Here is a 16634-nt window from a genome sequence, read left to right on the forward strand (position 1 = left end):
CTCTTGAACGTTGGGCGGTGCAGGTTCTTCGTGGCTATGCTCCACTGAGAATGCCCCCGCTCCGCCGGCGATGCTTTTCAACTGATTCGAGTACGCCTGCAATTCGCTCAGCGGCGCGATGGCCTTGATCACGCAACTGTCTTCTTGCATTTGTGTATCGGTGACACGGGCGCGGCGAACGGACAAGTCACTGGTGACGTCACCGAGATATTGACCGGGCACGTGGACTTCCACATTAGCGTAGGGTTCCAACAAAACCGGCTTGGCTTTCAAGACGGCATCGATGAACGCCTTTCTTCCCGCAGTCATGAAAGCGATCTCCTTGCTGTCGACCTCGTGGTGCTTGCCATCGTAGACTTCGACACGGACGCCGGTCATCGGGTATCCGGCGACGGCACCATCGTCGAGCACCTGTCGGATTCCTTTTTCGATCGACGACATGAACTGTTTCGGGATCGAACCGCCGACGGTCTTGTTTTCGAACTCGAACCCCGTCGGGTGATCTTCCGGCAGCGGCGCGACGCGCAAGTAGACTTCGCCGAACTGCCCCGCACCGCCGGTTTGCTTTTTGTGGCGATAGTGGCCCTCGGCGGGAAGCGTGATCGTTTCTTTGTAAGCGACCTTGGGCTCCGATGTTTCCAAGTCAATTCCGTACTGGTTGGACAACTTCTCGAGCGTGATCCTGAGATGCAACTCTCCCAATCCGCGCAACACCGTCTGCTTGGTCGCGGCCACACGCTCCAGGACCAGACAGGGGTCTTCGTCCTGCAGCTTGTGCATCGCGGCGGAAAACTTCGCTTCGTCGGCGTGGCTTTTTAGTTCGACCGCCAATCCGTACATCGGCTTGGGCAATTCCAGCGGCAGCAACAGTGGCGGGTCTTCGGGAGTCGCACCGTCATGCAGGACACCGTCGAAATGGATCTCATCGATTTTTGAGATCGCACCGATTTCACCGGGTCCGATCGCCTCGGTTTCCTTGTGCTCTTTCCCTTGCAACCGCATCACGTGGCTGATGCGAAGCGGTTTGCGGCCGTCATCGATAAACAGCTCCGATTTTTGACGGACGATGCCCTGGTGCACGCGGAAGATTCCCAGCTTTCCGACGTGTTTGTCGGTGGCGACTTGGAAGACATGCGCGATCGTGGGCTTGCTCGCGTCGAATTCCGTCTTCAGCGGTTGACCGCCTTGGACAAAGGGCCGCGGGTTTCCTTCCAAGGGACTTGGCAACAACGAGGCGGTGACGTGGAGCAGATGCTCGATCCCCGCACCGGACTTGGCCGACGCGTACACGATCGGAACCAAATGACCTTCGCGAAGGGCGCATTCGAACGCATCGTGCAATCGGTTCGGGTCGAGGTGGTCGGCACCGGCGTCGAGATACGTCTCGGTCAACTGCTCGTCGACCTCGACCACCTGTTCGACGATCTGGGTGTGGGCCGCTTCGGCCGAACTGAACGCGGTCACATCGTGTGCATCGGTTTCGAACACTTCGACCACGCCCGACAAATCGGGTGTGGGCAGGTTGATCGGCAGGCAGACGTTCCCGAACACCGATCGAATCTGCTTCGTCAGTTTCTCCAGATCGGCCTCCTGGGCGTCGATCTTGTTGATCAGAATCATTCGCGGCAGGTTCCGGTCGGTCGCCACTTTCATCAGCCGCCGCGTTTCACTTTCGATCCCTTTGACCGCATCGATCACAATGACCACCGTTTCGACGGCGGGGAAACAGGCGATGGCGTGGCCGATGAAATCCGACATGCCCGGCGTGTCGATCAAATTGACGCGGTGATGTTCATGATCAAAGTGAACGATGCTCGGGGCGAGCGAATGCTGGTATCGATGCTCCTCTTCCGCGAAGTCGCTGACCGTGTTGCCTTCTTCGACCGTGCCGAGTCGGCTGATTTCGCCGGCGGCGAACAAAAGTCGTTCACAAAGCGTGGTCTTGCCAGATCCAGTCTGACCACAAAAGCAAAGGTTTCGAATCAGTTCTGGCTTGGGGACGGCCATCGAAGAGCTCCTTATCAAGTAGGGCCGCACAGGTTTGAACGTGCGTGCCGGGGGTCGACAATCTATCGCAAGCAATGGGATCACGCAGGCCCGTGGCGATCAATTTGACACCCGAGACGAAGTGTCGCTGCAACGCTGTGCGTCATGTGCACCAACACCGTTTCCCGAGGCGCCTGAAGCGTGTGGATACGTCACGCCTTGTGCGATAACGCGCGCCCTTTGTCTTCAAGAGCAATGGGCAGAACGTTTTCCGCGGCGGTCAAACCGTCTCCCTCGGACGCAACGGACCTGGTCACGGGGTTCCCCTGCACGCGGTGTGCCTCTTTGTCGCGCCAATTGATAGAATGATGTCGACTCAATCGAACGATCGAGGGTTTAAACAGACGTTGTATCGCGAGCAGGGCGTTGGCACCTATTTGATCGTCGATCCGATTGGAGAGACGGTCGAACGGATCCAACAGAGCGACCCCGAGTGCGTCTCCATCGCGACTTCGCAGGCGCTCCAGTTGTCGGTCTGCGAAACGTGTGAAATCGAAGTCGAGCCAAGTCGCTTTTTTCCCAAACGTCGAAATGCGTGAGGGTGAATGCATCGCAAGCTGGAAGCATACGCCACCTTTCTAACTAGAGAACCAACATGAAACCACATCGCCTCAGTCGCCGCCGTGCGCTTGCCAGTTCACTTTCATTTGCCGGTGCGGCGGTGCTGGCCGGTCGCGATCAACGCGCCCTCGGCTTCGCCGCGGCCAACGAGCGGCCTCGCGTCGGCGCCGTGGGGACCGGCAGTCGCTGGTGCATCAAAGCGACCGGGATCGACAGACCCTATGGGTCGGCGCCGGATTTCCGCAGGTACGGTGACTACGTCGCGATCTGTGATGCCGACGCGAATCGGCTGGCGATGGCATCGGATCTGGTGAAGGATTGGACGGGAACGAAACCCAAGGCCTCGGCCGATTATCGATCGATTTTGGACGACGACCGCATCGACATTGTTCACATTTCGACGCCTGAACACTGGCACGCCAAGGTCGCCATCGAAGCGATGTTGGCGGGCAAAGATGTGTACTGCGAAAAACCGATGACGCTGACGATCGAAGAAGGCCGGTTGATGAGTGAGGTTTGCAAGACCACCGGACGGGTTGTGCAAATCGGCACGCAGCAACGCAGCAGTCGACAGTTCATCCAGGCGATCGCGCTGATCCGCGCCGGGCGTCTCGGCGAAGTCAAAAAGGCGACGTGCAGCATTGGTGGCGCACCGACAAGCCCGGCGTTGCCCGTGGTCGCGCCGCCGAAACACTTCGATTGGAATCTCTGGCAGGGTCCGGTGGCGGAATCCGAATTCCACTATCTGGCCGGCGACTATGGAGAAACCAAAAGCTGGTCACGCGGTCACTACGAATTCCGCTGGTGGTACGAATATTCCGGTGGCAAGCTGACCGACTGGGGCGCCCATCACGTCGACATCGCAACTTGGGGGCTGGGGTCGACCGAAACCGGACCGATTTCCGTTCATCCGGTGAAGGTAAAACACCCGGTCGAATTCAAAGACGGCTACCCGGTCGATCACACGCGTTACAACACCGCAACAGAGTTTCTGATCACGGCAACGTTTGCCGACGGCAAAGAGATCGACATCCGCCATGACGGCGATAACGGCATTCTGTTCGAAGGGACCGAGGGCCGATTGTTCGTCAATCGCGGACGGATCACCGGCAAACCCGTCGAAGATCTGAAAACCAATCCGTTACCCGCCGGGGCACTCGAAGAAGCTTACAAGAACCGGCCGTTGACAGACCACTTCCGCAACTTCTTTGAAGCCGCACGCGACCAGACCGAACCGATCTCGGATGTCTTCAGCCACCACCGCGCCTTGTCGACGTGCCATTTGGCAGGCATCGCCGCACGACTTGACCGTACGGTCCACTGGGATCCGAAACAGGAACAGGTCGTGGGCGATCCGTTGGCCCAGAGTTTGATCGCCCGCGACCGACGCAAGGGATTTGAGATCGAAATGTGACCCGGTGGGCAGACCGACCACGGGTCCAGTTCCGATCTTTCAGACTGGCGGCCAACGTTTATTTTTTCACCACCCAGATGTTGCGATAGTAGACCGGGTTGCCGTGGCCTTGCAGATACAAGGCATCCCGCTCGGGGCCTTCCTGGTGACGACCGGGCGTGTGCTTGGGCAGTTCCAGGTCGTCGTGAATGACCACCCCGTTGTGTTTGACGGTGACCCGGGCGTTGGCGATCTTCTTTCCCGCGTCATCATAACGCGCTGCGGTAAAATCGATGTCATAAGTTTGCCACTGCAGCGGCGGCAGGCACATGTTGACCCTGGGCTCGGCGATCTGGTAGATCCCGCCGCACTCGTTACTCTTGCCTGCGAGCGCGAACGAATCGAGGACCTGGATTTCGTACCGGCTTTGCACATAGACGCCGCTGTTGCCCCGTCCTTGGCCTCGCCCACTGGGCTTGAACGGCGTGCGAAATTCCAGGTGCAACGTGTGGTCCGCGAACTTCTCTTTGCTGAACGTGTCGGCCAGCAACAATCCATCGTCGACTTGGGCGCCTTCGAACGCGTCACCGTTGCTGCCGTCAAACAACACCAAAGCGCCCTTGGGCGGCGTGGCGCCGAGCGTCGGACTCTTGCGGACGATGCGTTCCAGCGTCGCGACCTGCTTTCCATCGGCATTGATGACGCGCAATTCGCCGCCGGAAACGGAGATTGTGAAATCCTCATGCTGGAACGTGGCATCGTCGCCTTCGAGCGTTCCATCGGTTTCAAAGAAGATGTCTTTGTGGCTCTGGTTGTTGCCGGGCAGTCCACCCTTGTAAGCCACCATGTGAAACTGGTCATTGCCCAGCGCGATGATTTGCGCGGCGTACGTGTCGCCTTTGTCACCGGCTTGCCCCTCGTATTCGCCCTGCAATTTGTATGATTGGGGTGTCGCGTCGGGGTCGGTGTAAACGTCTTGGCCGTCCTCTTTCGCGATCGATGCGGTCGCGATCGCCATCACGATCAAAAGGCTGAGTGCTGATTTCATGGTATCCTCGAAAAACGAAAAGGTTTGGTGTCAGGGGAGAACGTGAGAGTTTATCGTGCCGATCCCGGTCCGTGTGTTTTTAACGACCGCGGTTAGGGCGACATCCCCACGGATGCCGCCCACTTTGAAACACGTGAGCCCTCGACGAAACACCGTGAACCAGCACTTGATACGAATCCGCATTCGCCTGACCGGGCGCATCCAAGGGGTCGGATTCCGACCGTTCGTGTGGAATCGCGCAAGCGACGCGGGGCTGACCGGCTGGGTCCAAAATGACTCCCGGGGCGTCACGATCGAGGCCCAAGGGGAGCGACACAACCTGGATACGTTTTTGCGTGGATTCCAACAGGGGCTGCCGCCACTGGCGACCATCGATTCGCTCGAGACCGCCGACTTGCCGGCGATCGAGGAATCCCATTTCACGATCCGCGACAGCGCCACATCGCCACACGCCAGCACCGCGGTGATGGCCGACATCTCGGTCTGTGTGGATTGCCTGGAGGAGATGCAAGACGCGCACAATCGCCGCCATCGCTACCCGTTTATCAACTGCACCAATTGCGGCCCACGTTTCACGATCGTCGAATCCATTCCCTACGACCGTGCCTTGACGACGATGAAGTCGTTCGAGATGTGTGATCGGTGTCGCGAGGAATACAACGATCCGTCGAACCGACGTTTTCACGCCCAACCCAACGCCTGCCCGGAGTGCGGACCGCAGATCTGGTTTGTTGCCGCGGACGAATTAACACGCGATGCCCCAATCCGAGCATCAAAGCACGACGATCCATCACGGGTGATCGAATCGTTCACAGCATGCGTTCTTGGTGGAGGCATTGTCGCCGTCAAAGGCATCGGGGGCTTTCACCTGGCTTGTGATGCGACCAACGTCGATGCGATCAGAAAACTTCGCGAGCGAAAAGGGCGAATCGACAAACCCTTTGCGATCATGGTCGCCGACAGCGAGCACGCCAAACGGTTCGCGGAAGTCAACAGCGGCGAACGACGTTTGCTGGAAAGCAAAGAACGCCCGATTGTGCTGTTGCAGAAACGAAAGCTCAACGCCGATGACGCCGAGTACGATTCCGCCGGGTACTCTGACATGCTCGACGCGGTTGCCCCGGGAAACCATTGCGTCGGCGTGATGCTGCCCTATTCTCCGTTGCACCATCTGTTGATCGAAGCGGTCTGCCCATTGTTGATGACCTCGGGCAACCTCTCGGACGAACCGATCGCTCGAACGAATGACGAAGCCGTTCGGCGTCTCGGCCCGCTGGTCGACGGGTTCCTCTTTCACGACCGGGACATCCATGTCGTTTGTGATGACTCCGTTGTCAGACCACTCGGCGTGTCCGCGCTGCCGATCCGGCGTTCGCGTGGTTTCGCCCCGATACCGATCAGGCTCAGCCAGAACCGTCCGAGCGTGGTGGCGGTCGGCGGGGAGATGAAAGCCACGTTCTGCATCACCCAGGGACAGAACGCCTACATCAGCCAACACATCGGCGATGTCGGCAATCTGGAGACGCTCGGTGCCCTGCAGCGGAACGTCGATCACTACTTGCAACTGTTCCGCATCGACGCGGATGCCGTCGCCGCCGATCTGCATCCCTCGTCTCTCTCCGGACAGTTTGCCGAAAACCTTGCCAAAACACTGCGGGTGCCGTTGATTCGCGTGCAGCACCACGTTGCCCACGCGGTGTCCTTGATCGCTGAACATCAGCTCGACACCGATCAACCCATTCTCGCGTGCTGTTTCGACGGCACCGGATATGGAACCGACGGGGCCATCTGGGGCGGAGAATTTTTGACCGTCAACTGCAAGGGCTTCGAACGGTTCGCCCACTTGCAATACTTTCCGCTACCTGGCGGCGACGCCAGCATCAGGCGGCCGTATCGCACGGCGCTGGCCTTGCTGAATGCCCATGGGTTGCCGTGGGACGAACGGCTGCCTTGCGTTTCATTTTGTCCGACCGGCGTGCGGCGTCTATTGGAGCAACAACTCCTATCGAACCTCAACTGTTTTCCGACCAGCAGCGCCGGTCGGCTCTTTGATGCGGTGGCTTCGCTGATTGGCATTCGGCACGAAGTCAGCTTTGAAGCCCAGGCGGCGATCGAGCTGGAATCACTGGCATCCGAGGTGATCGACCAGGTGGATTCCGGGGCGTACCGCTTTCAGATCGCCGAAGCATCGGACCACACCGCGATGCAAATCAGATCCCACGACCTGGTCGAATCGATTTGCCGAGACGTCATCGCCGGAGTGGACCGACGCCGGATTGCCGCACAATTCCATCACGCCGTCGCGGCAATGATCAGCGACGTCTGCCAATCAGAACGTGGGCGAACCGGCATCGACGTCGTCGGTTTGACCGGCGGTGTTTTTCAAAACGTCTTGCTCACCACGTTGCTGACCAAGCGGCTGGAAGCATCCGGATTCAACGTGCTGGTTCACCAACAGATTCCTCCCAACGACGGCGGACTTTCGCTCGGCCAAGCGGTCGTCGCCGGGTACCGCCTGGACGACGACCCGAATCGCGTCCTTCTGACCTAGCCACGCTCGCCAGAGCGTGAAAAACACAGTGCCCCAACGCACTGGCGACGGCAGCGACTTGAAACCGTACGCCGCTGAACGGGAAAACCGTTATGCTGGACGTTCAACAAAAACCCTATCCCGCCTGAAGCATTGGCGTCTACGCAAACTTCCCTCAACGACGGTGTGAATTCATGTGTCTGGCTGTGCCCGGGAAAGTGGAATCGATCTTCGACGAAAATCAGATCCGAATGGGCAAAATTAATTTCGGCGGTGTCGTCAAAGAGGTCTGTTTGGCGTTCCTGCCCGACATCGAAGTGGGAGACTACGCGATCGTTCACGCCGGGTTTGCGATCAGCCAGATCGACGAAGCCTCGGCGGAGGAGACGCTGCGAACGTTTGATGCCATGGAGCATCTTGATTCATGAAACACTTGACCGAATACCGTGATGGCGAAACCGCGAAACGACTCGCCGGCGAAATCGCGCGTCGGGTGACTCGGCCCTGGGCGATCATGGAGGTTTGCGGCGGACAGACCCATTCGATCATTCGCAACGGGATCGACCAGATCCTTCCCAACGAAATCGAAATGATTCACGGTCCCGGCTGTCCCGTCTGTGTGACACCGCTGGACGTGATCGACAAAGCCTTGGCAATCGCGTCCCGCCCCGACGTCATCTTTTGTTCCTTCGGCGACATGTTGCGGGTTCCGGGATCGCAGGGAGACTTGTTTCAGGTCAAAGCGGATGGCGGTGACGTGCGCGTCGTCTATTCCCCGCTGGATGCCGTCAAGATTGCTCGCGAGAACCCCGATCGTGAAGTGGTGTTTCTCGCGATCGGCTTCGAAACGACGGCGCCCGCCAATGCCATGGCCGTCAAGCTTGCCCACGATCAACGCGTCGAAAACTTTTCCGCGCTGGTCTCGCACGTGTTAGTGCCACCGGCGATCGAAGCAATCATGAACTCACCGGGAAACCGCGTCAACGCGTTTCTCGCCGCCGGCCACGTTTGCTCGGTGACCGGGTTTTCTCACTATCATCCCCTCTGCGATCGTTACAAGGTTCCGATCGTGATCACCGGCTTCGAACCGCTGGACTTGCTCGAAGGCATCCGCCGCTGCGTCGTCCAGCTGGAATCGGGGTCCGCCCATGTCGAAAACGCGTATCCCCGTGTCGTGTCCGAGCAAGGCAATGAAGCGGCCCGAGCGATACTGGACGATGTGTTCGAAACGACGGATCGAAACTGGCGCGGGATCGGCTCGATCCCACAGAGCGGTTGGCGTCTGCGTGAAACGTATCGAAACTTTGATGCGGAATCCAAGTTCGACGTTTCGACCATCCGCACGCAAGAGTCACCGTTGTGCCGTGCCGGTGACGTGCTCAAGGGGGCGATCAAACCGAATCAGTGCGCCGCCTTTGGAACCCAATGCACCCCACGAAGCCCGCTCGGCGCGACGATGGTTTCCGCCGAAGGCGCCTGCGCGGCCTACTACAACTACGGCCGTTTGGTGCCATTGGAAGCCCCCAACAAGAATGTGGCCGAGCAAGCTTGATGGAGGACGACAACCCCCAGAAACGAAGGCACGATAGTACCGCCCATCCGATCGAGATCGGCGGAGCGGTTTGTCCGGTGCCGCTGCAAGACTACCCGAAGATCGTGCTCGGTCATGGCGGGGGAGGAAAACTGTCGGGCGAATTGGTCGAGCATGTTTTTCTGCCGGCGTTTCAAAACGATCATCTGAATCGACTCGGTGATTCCGCCGTTTTCCAGGCCGCTAGTCTGCAGGCGATCGGCCAACGTCTGGCGATGTCGACGGATTCCTACGTCGTGCGGCCGCTGTTTTTTCCAGGCGGATCGATCGGCGATCTGGCGATCAACGGGACCGTCAACGACCTGGCGATGAGCGGCGCAAGACCGCTGTACTTGAGTGCGGCGTTTATCCTCGAAGAAGGCTTTCCGATCGCCGAGCTCAAACGCATCGCCGATGCGATGGGCACAGCCGCCCGCAACGCCGGGGTTACCGTTATCACCGGTGATACCAAAGTCGTTGAGCAGGGGCACGGAGACGGATGTTACATCAACACCGCCGGCGTCGGGGTTGTGCCGGACGGAATCGAGATCGCCCCCAACCACGCACGTCCCGGCGATGTCGTGATCCTCAGCGGCACGCTGGGAGACCACGGGATGGCGATCATGAGTGTCCGCGAGGGGTTGGAGTTCGAAGCGGAGATTCAAAGCGATTCGGCACCGTTGGCGGAGATGGTCGCAGCGATCCTCCGGGTTTGCCCCGACGTCCACGTGCTGCGTGACCCGACCCGCGGCGGACTTGCCGCATCCCTGAATGAGATCGCGGCATCGAGCGAGTGCGGGATCGTGATCGAAGAAACCCGAGTGCCGATCAATCCGATCGTCCAATCGGCCTGCGAGATTCTGGGTTTCGACCCGCTGTTGGTGGCCAACGAAGGCAAGTTGGTTTGTATGGTGCCCGCCGAATTCGCCGATGCGGTCTTATCCGCGATCCGAACCGACAAGCACGGACGCGAAGCAGCGATCATCGGCAACGTCGTCGCCGAACACCCCGGAGTCGTCGTCGCCAAGACCGCGATCGGAGCCTCACGAGTGGTCGTCACCGCAATCGGTGAACAGTTGCCGCGGATCTGCTGATGACGGAGCCGACCTGGCACACGTTTCCCTAAGATCGCTTGCCCCGTGTGAGTCGAGAAGAGTTAATGGCAGATCGTAGTCCTTTGTGGCTTTGCGACCAGAGGTGCGACTAAGACTGCTCCGACTGACACAACTTGAACGTTTGTACGGTGAATAGGAATGCCAAGAGGCTCGATGCGTGTCGACTCGGCTTGCAGCCATTGGCACTGCGTCATAATGGTCTCGGGCGTGACAGTATGACCGGACCGCGCAGTGCGGCATGTGCTTATTGGCCCATCTAGAGGTTTCATTTTGCTGCGGCAAGAAACGAGTTGTTGATAATCGAGTCGTCATTCACAGTAGCGTTTCGGACAAAAGCCGACGGCCAACCGGCATCGAGACCTCGACGATGCATGGATCGAATCGATGCCGAACTAGATCGCATTGATGTCGGAGACTCTATCGAGAGACCGCTCAAGCGATGTCTTCCGCGCTCGCTTCGATGACGTTCTCGTTTGTGAAATCGCTAATGGGCGCGCTTTTTGCTTTGCTTCTCCTGGTCAAAGGAACTTCGATCGCGAAAGTCAACGGAGAAAATTCAGCTCACGACATCCGTGTACGCTGCGCGCGGTTTTGCCCCACAGGATGGTTCTTCGGCTGTCACCACACCAAGGAGACAGATCGCAATGCGAACATTAGTTGCCGCGCTGATTCTTAGTGCAACCGTTGCCATTGGCTTGGCAAGTCGAAGAGCTTGGCTGCAGAACAAGCAACTGCCGGTGGGACTGATTCAGGCCAACGGTCGTACCGAGGGTGATCATATCGCGATTGCCAGCAAGTATGCCGGCCGCGTGTCGGAGGTGCTTGCGCGAGAAGGCGAAAACGTTGCCGCAGACGCGACGCTGATTCAAATCGATGACAAGCAACTGCAAGCCAAGCTGAACCAAGCAACGCACGGCGTGGCGGTCGCGAATGCCATTTTGCAGGGCGCGATAGCCAACGCCAATGCCGTGGCCGCGGAAGTGCGTGCGGCAAAGACGTCGCTCGCTTTGCTCAAGAAACAAGTTCCCTTGGGCATCGAAACCGCTGAAGCAGAATTACAGCAAGCTCTCGCGGTTAGCGCGACGGCTGACTCCAACGAAGGATACAAACGTAGCGAGCACCAACGCGCACAAAAACTTCTGAGTTCGAAAGCCATTTCTGTGGAAGAAGCTGACCAAAGATTACTGGCTTGGACGATGGCTCAAAACGAACTCACAACCGCGGCGGCTGCCAGAATCACGGCGGAGAAACGGCTTGCTGAAGCGAAACTGGGTGCCGACCGGATCAAAGAAAAGGAAGATGCCGTGGCCGCGCTGGAGGCCATGCATGCCAAATCGCTCGCCCACATCGAAGAGTGCGACGCGCGACGATCCGAAGCCGAAGCCACAGTCGCGGAAGCACAAAGCACTCTCGATGACTTGACGATCACAGCGCCCGCAACCGGCACCATTCTGTCGCGTTTCGTTGATCAAGGCGAAGTCGTCAACGCCGGAACGCCTCTGTTGGACCTGGTCAATCTTGACCGACTGTACCTGCAAGTCTACGTGCCCGAGCCGCTGATCGGGCGCGTTCGACTTGGACTGCCGGCCAAAGTCTACACCGACGCGTATCCCGATCAGCCCTTTGACGCGACGGTGCGCTACATCGCATCGGAAGCCGAGTTCACTCCCAAACAAGTCCAAACGAGAGACGAACGCGTCAAATTGGTCTACGCCGTGCGACTCTACTTCAACGAGAACCCCGACCACCGGCTCACTCCCGGGCTGCCCGCTGACGCCGTCATACGTTGGAAAGAGGAGACGCCATGGATGCCGCCGCGCTGGTAGACCGCATTCCGGTTTCTCCTCTCGCCCAAGGCTCGGCGTCAAGCGTCGTCCAAGTACGAGGCTTGGACAAGAACTATCAACACACTGCCGCGCTGCGTGACATTCAGATGGATGTCGGGCACGGCGAAGTGTTCGGGTTGATCGGTCCGGACGGTGCAGGAAAGAGCAGTTTGATTCGAGCCATCGCCGGCGTTCAGCAATACGACGCAGGCAGCATCACCGTCTTTGGAATTCGGGTCGATTCGGAACGCTCGGCCGAACGCGTCAAAGGTCGAATCGGTTTAATGCCGCAAGGCCTGGGCAACAATCTGTATCCCGAATTGTCGATCGACGAGAACATCGACTACTTCGCCGGCTTGCGTCTCGTCCCACGAGAGACGCTAGGTGAGCGCAAGAGTCGGTTGCTTGAGATGACGCGTCTGAAAGAGTTTCGTGATCGACCGATGAAACAGCTCTCCGGCGGCATGAAACAGAAGTTGGGGTTGGTTTGCACGCTGATTCATCAACCCGAGTTTGTTCTGCTGGACGAGCCGACGACAGGCGTCGACCCCGTTTCGCGACGTGACTTCTGGTCCATTCTGAACGATCTGGTCCACGAATCTGGCATGACGGCAATCATCTCTACCGCCTACATGGACGAAGCCGTCTACATGGACCGGTTAGCTCTGTTCATGGACGGAAGGATCATTTCGCAAGGTAGTGAAGACTCAATCCTGACACTCGCACCGGGGACCATCGTTTCTTACAAGATCGAAAACGCGCACCTTGAAGCCGGACGCATCCATGCAACATACCCACAGGTTCAGGCATTGGGTGGCTTGGTGCGGGTTTTCGTCCGCGACCGAGAAGCCGATGCTGCGCTCAACAGTGTGGCGGAGATCGCCTCGCCAAGACACGGTGCGTTCAAAACCACGCCGCCCGAACTGGATGACGTGGTCGCAAGTCTTTTGACCGACGACGGCGCCGGATCATCCTCGCCGACCGAGTCGATCCATCACGAGGAGATGGATCCGACAAGCACATCGTCACTTCACCTGAAAGGTCCCGCGCTCATCCAAGCCGACCAACTCGTCCGCGACTTCGGCAAGTTTCGCGCGGTCGATCACGTCTGTCTCGAGGTCGCCGCCGGCCAAATCTTCGGTCTACTGGGCTCCAACGGCGCCGGCAAAACCACGGTGATCAAGATGCTGACGGGTCTGATGCCGCCCACCTCAGGCGAGGGCAGCGTGGCGGGGGCCAAAATCGGCCGCGCCAGCCAAGCGATTCGCGAACGCATTGGCTACATGTCGCAATCCTTTTCGCTGTACTTGGATCTGACGGCGTTGGAAAACCTGGAATTCTATGCGGGCGTGTATGGATTGTTTCCCAAACAACGCCGTCGGCGAATCCCGCAGTTGATTGAAAAGGTAGGCTTGGAAGGATATGAAAGTCGTTTGACGGCCGATTTGCCGATGGGGATCAGGCAACGACTTGCCCTCGGCTGCGCCTTGGTGCATCGCCCGAGAGTCGTCTTCTTGGACGAACCGACATCGGGTGTTGATGTTCTGGGACGACGTCAGTTTTGGGAAATCCTGGTGCGTTTGGCGCGGCACGAGGGCGTTGCGATTTTGGTGACGACGCACTACATGGTGGAAGCCGAACATTGCGATGATCTGGCATTGATGTACGCCGGCCGTGTTGTCGCAGCAGGAACGCCCGAAACCTTGCGCAGCAATTTACAAGAAAACGCCGGCACCCCGCTGACCTTCGCGACCTCTTCGCCAAGTCAAGCGTTGCGTGTGGCACGCGAAAACGGCTTTCAGCGCGCGGCAACGTTTGGACGCAAACTGCGTCTTCTGTCGCGCGACATCGAGCGAGACAAACAACGACTGACCGAATTGTTCCAATCCAAGAACATCGATGTTTCCGATTGGCAGCGAGACGACGTGACGATGGAAGACGTTTTCGTCGATTCGATTCTTTCCCAGGAACAATCGCTCGGGAAATCTCTCGACACATCACACGGTCATGCGGCCACGCATTCTGCAGCGCCGTCAATTCCCAAGGGAGAGGACGCGTCATGAATCTTCGCCGTGTCACCGCCTTGGCCCTCAAAGAAGTTCGCGAGATCACGCGTGACCGACTGCTTTTCTCGCTCGCCTTTCTCTTGCCTCCGTTGATGATGGTTGTGATCGGATTTGGTGTGAACACGGACGTTCGTGAAATACCGATTGTCATCTTGGACTTTGACCGAACCCAATTCAGCCGCGAACTCTCGCACAAATTCAAAGACTCGCAGTACTTCGATTTCAAAGGTTACGTCGACCACGAACGCGAGATCCAGCGACTGATTACGGACAACAAGGCTCGTGCGGCGATTGTGATTCCGCCTCGATTCGACGAGCGTTTGCGGGCCGGGCAGCCTGTTAGAATCCAAACGATCATCGATGGCGCGATCCCAACCAGGGCCGAAACGGTCGGCGGCTATGTTTCATCGGTGATCGCGTCGTTCAGCAGCCAGCAAGTCATCGAGCATGTTGCGCGATCGCATGGGATCACGCCGTCGGCCGCATCCGCCCTGGCCAACCCCATCTCGCTGCAAACCCGCTTTCTGTACAACGAAGCAATGACCAGTCGTTGGATTATCGGCCCCGGTTGCATCATGACCGTGCTGGCATTCATTCCACCGATCCTTGCTTCGGTCGGCGTGGTTCGTGAAAAAGAAAACGGTTCGATCGACAATGTCTATTCATCCACCCTGACGCGCCCCGAGTTTGTCCTGGGCAAGCTGATCCCATACGTCTTGATCTCTTCGATCAGCTTCTTCGTCCTATTTGCGACGTCGTTACTGGTCTTTCAAGTTCCGTTTCGCGGGTCTCCGCTCGCGTTTTCGGTAACGGGGATTTTGTACGTGACCTGCACAACAATGATGGGCATGATCATTTCGTTCTTTGTTCGTTCCCAAATCGCCGCAGTCATTTTGGCCGTCCTGGTGACGCTGATCCCAACCCTTCAATACTCTGGAATGATCGTTCCGCTTTCTTCACTTTCTGAAACAGGTCAAATTCAAGCACGTTTGTTGCCGGCCAGCTACTTCTTCGAAGCAATCCAAGCGTCATTTTTGAAGGGAACGGGATTCGCGGGATTGCAAGGCTCGATCGCAGCGCTGCTCATTTACTCGATCGTGCTTTACATGCTGTGCTGTTTGAAGTTTAGCAAGAGGCCAAAGTCATGAACCAATCGAATCACGATTGGCCGACGATCGTCTGGTGTTGGCGACTTGCGGTGGTATGTCGCAAAGAGGTCGTGCAATTCCGCCGCAATTGGATCCTCGCCCTATTTATGGTGTATGCGTTCACGATGATGGCCTATCACAATGCGACGGCGATCAGTCAAGAACTGAAACGTGCGGGTCTGGTTGTCATCGACAACGATCGCAGCAAAGCGTCGCGAGACTTGATCTACCGATTCCACGAGCCTCAATTTCGATTCATCGAGCAACTGGAAAACAGTCGCGACGGGGTCAAGCGATTGGATGACGGCGACGCAGCGCTGGTTTTGGACATCCCAGAGAACTTTGATCAAGACCTGTTGAACGGTCGGCCCACGCGTCTGCAGATACAGCTCGATGGAGCCGACTCCATGCGTGCCTATTTGGCTGCAAACTATGCCGGAAACATCGTGCGGCAATTCTCCACCGACGCAGGGCGACGACAATTCGCTGACCAACCGTTGCCAGTGGTCGAAAACGACGAACGTGTTTGGTTTAGCCCCAACCATGAGCAAACGTTGTTCATGGCGATCCAAGATTTGGCCCAAAACATTCTTCTGTTTTCGATATTGTTACCGGCCTCGGCGTTGGCAAGAGAAAAGGAACGTGGCACCGTGGAACAGCTGTTGGTGTCGCCGCTAAGCCCGCTGCAAATCATGTTGGGAAAAATATTGCCGATGGTCGGCATTATCTTGTTGGCCAGCGTGGTGACGTTGTTTTTCATCATCGAAGGCGCGTTGGCCTTGAACGTTCGCGGCAGCATTGGCTTGTTCTTAGGCGTCACCTCGCTGTTTTCAGCCTCGGCAGCCGGCGTAGGAATCTTGATTGCCAGCGTGACAAGAAACATGGGCCAAGTCGGCATTGTGAGCATCACTCTGATGCCGATCCTGTTCATGCTATCTGGCAGCGACACACCGCCGGAGATGATGCCCGACACACTGCTGCCGATCATGTACCTTTCCCCGCTGCACCACTACCTCAACGCAGCGTTCGGAATCCTGATCAAAGGAGCAGACCTGTCGATGGTCTGGGACTCGATCCTTTACGTCGCCATCCTCGGGGGCTGCGTCTTCGCCTTCAGCCTCTTTCGCTTCCGACAAAGTTTTCGATGATGCGACCTGCTGTGAAGAAAAGGGGTCAGGAGCAGTAAAGTTAGACTGGGCAAGGCAAGACACCCCAACCTGCCAAAAAGGCTCCTGACCCTTTTTCAACACACTTAGGAGAACACCATGCACAGGACAGTCTTCGTCTTGGCCTGCTGGTCGGTGCTGGCGCCGATCGCCGCACAGAACGAC

12 protein-coding genes are annotated in these 16634 nt (G+C 57.8%); 10 read left to right on the forward strand and 2 right to left on the reverse strand.

All coding sequences use genetic code 11. The features are described from left to right. On the reverse strand, nucleotides 1–2007 hold a 2007-nt coding region (gene fusA, locus ABX749_RS03450), incomplete at its 3' end, for an elongation factor G (protein ID WP_372894770.1). A 344-nt stretch (nucleotides 2008–2351) separates the two neighbouring features. Here fusA and ABX749_RS03455 point away from each other — a divergent pair. Together ABX749_RS03455 and ABX749_RS03460 are read left to right on the forward strand one after the other, a co-directional pair. Then, nucleotides 2352–2585 carry a Uma2 family endonuclease gene (locus tag ABX749_RS03455; RefSeq protein ID WP_372894771.1) on the forward strand — a complete coding sequence of 78 codons (234 nt, stop codon included), beginning with the start codon at nucleotides 2352–2354 and terminating at the stop codon, nucleotides 2583–2585. A 56-nt stretch (nucleotides 2586–2641) separates the two neighbouring features. After that, the gene (locus tag ABX749_RS03460) at nucleotides 2642–4021 is read left to right on the forward strand and encodes a Gfo/Idh/MocA family protein (protein ID WP_372894772.1); all 1380 of its coding nucleotides are present in this window, start codon (nucleotides 2642–2644) and stop codon (nucleotides 4019–4021) included. Nucleotides 4022–4079: 58 nt separating this feature from the next. Here ABX749_RS03460 and ABX749_RS03465 read toward each other — a convergent pair whose 3' ends face one another. Then, the gene (locus ABX749_RS03465; protein WP_372894773.1) at nucleotides 4080–5048 is read right to left on the reverse strand and encodes a DUF1080 domain-containing protein; all 969 of its coding nucleotides are present in this window, start codon (nucleotides 5046–5048) and stop codon (nucleotides 4080–4082) included. 154 nt (nucleotides 5049–5202) lie between these two features. Between ABX749_RS03465 and hypF the strand changes: the two genes are divergently transcribed. The 8 genes from hypF (at nucleotide 5203) to ABX749_RS03505 (ending at nucleotide 16451) form a co-directional block, all read left to right on the forward strand. Next, complete coding sequence (gene hypF, locus ABX749_RS03470; RefSeq protein WP_372894774.1) at nucleotides 5203–7599, forward strand: carbamoyltransferase HypF; 2397 nt, start codon at nucleotides 5203–5205, stop codon at nucleotides 7597–7599. Nucleotides 7600–7772: 173 nt separating this feature from the next. Further along, the gene (locus ABX749_RS03475; protein ID WP_145215533.1) at nucleotides 7773–8006 is read left to right on the forward strand and encodes a HypC/HybG/HupF family hydrogenase formation chaperone; all 234 of its coding nucleotides are present in this window, start codon (nucleotides 7773–7775) and stop codon (nucleotides 8004–8006) included. Beyond that, on the forward strand, nucleotides 8003–9130 hold the full coding sequence (hypD, locus tag ABX749_RS03480; protein WP_372894775.1) for a hydrogenase formation protein HypD: 1128 nt from the start codon (nucleotides 8003–8005) through the stop codon (nucleotides 9128–9130). The genes ABX749_RS03475 and hypD overlap by 4 nt, the downstream gene beginning before the upstream one ends. Further along, nucleotides 9130–10242: a hydrogenase expression/formation protein HypE gene (gene hypE, locus ABX749_RS03485; protein WP_372894776.1), complete on the forward strand. Its 1113-nt coding sequence runs from the start codon at nucleotides 9130–9132 to the stop codon at nucleotides 10240–10242. The genes hypD and hypE overlap by 1 nt, the downstream gene beginning before the upstream one ends. Before the next feature lie 665 nt (nucleotides 10243–10907). Continuing rightward, on the forward strand, nucleotides 10908–12089 hold the full coding sequence (locus ABX749_RS03490) for an HlyD family secretion protein (RefSeq protein WP_372894777.1): 1182 nt from the start codon (nucleotides 10908–10910) through the stop codon (nucleotides 12087–12089). Next, nucleotides 12068–14152, forward strand: a complete 2085-nt coding sequence (locus tag ABX749_RS03495; protein WP_372894778.1) for an ATP-binding cassette domain-containing protein — start codon at nucleotides 12068–12070, stop codon at nucleotides 14150–14152. The genes ABX749_RS03490 and ABX749_RS03495 overlap by 22 nt, the downstream gene beginning before the upstream one ends. Further along, a complete protein-coding gene (locus ABX749_RS03500; protein WP_372894779.1) occupies nucleotides 14149–15303 on the forward strand; it encodes an ABC transporter permease in 1155 nt (384 codons plus the stop codon). The genes ABX749_RS03495 and ABX749_RS03500 overlap by 4 nt, the downstream gene beginning before the upstream one ends. After that, entirely contained in the window at nucleotides 15300–16451 is a 1152-nt protein-coding gene (locus ABX749_RS03505; protein ID WP_372894780.1) for an ABC transporter permease, read from the forward strand. The genes ABX749_RS03500 and ABX749_RS03505 overlap by 4 nt, the downstream gene beginning before the upstream one ends. The last annotated feature ends 183 nt before the right edge of the window (nucleotides 16452–16634 follow it).

The organism is Stieleria sp., from assembly GCF_041595215.1.
In the GTDB taxonomy this organism is placed as follows: Bacteria; Planctomycetota; Planctomycetia; order Pirellulales; family Pirellulaceae; genus Stieleria; species Stieleria magnilauensis.

What these genes read in the sequence shown, in the direction of transcription:
- ABX749_RS03455 (WP_372894771.1), top strand. Translation starts at nt 2,352, where the DNA reads ATGATGTCGACTCAATCGAACGATCGAGGGTTTAAACAGACGTTGTAT.
- ABX749_RS03460 (WP_372894772.1), top strand. Translation starts at nt 2,642, where the DNA reads ATGAAACCACATCGCCTCAGTCGCCGCCGTGCGCTTGCCAGTTCACTT.
- ABX749_RS03465 (WP_372894773.1), bottom strand. Translation starts at nt 5,048, where the DNA reads ATGAAATCAGCACTCAGCCTTTTGATCGTGATGGCGATCGCGACCGCA.
- ABX749_RS03475 (WP_145215533.1), top strand. Translation starts at nt 7,773, where the DNA reads ATGTGTCTGGCTGTGCCCGGGAAAGTGGAATCGATCTTCGACGAAAAT.
- hypD (WP_372894775.1), top strand. Translation starts at nt 8,003, where the DNA reads ATGAAACACTTGACCGAATACCGTGATGGCGAAACCGCGAAACGACTC.
- hypE (WP_372894776.1), top strand. Translation starts at nt 9,130, where the DNA reads ATGGAGGACGACAACCCCCAGAAACGAAGGCACGATAGTACCGCCCAT.
- ABX749_RS03490 (WP_372894777.1), top strand. Translation starts at nt 10,908, where the DNA reads ATGCGAACATTAGTTGCCGCGCTGATTCTTAGTGCAACCGTTGCCATT.
- ABX749_RS03495 (WP_372894778.1), top strand. Translation starts at nt 12,068, where the DNA reads ATGGATGCCGCCGCGCTGGTAGACCGCATTCCGGTTTCTCCTCTCGCC.
- ABX749_RS03500 (WP_372894779.1), top strand. Translation starts at nt 14,149, where the DNA reads ATGAATCTTCGCCGTGTCACCGCCTTGGCCCTCAAAGAAGTTCGCGAG.
- ABX749_RS03505 (WP_372894780.1), top strand. Translation starts at nt 15,300, where the DNA reads ATGAACCAATCGAATCACGATTGGCCGACGATCGTCTGGTGTTGGCGA.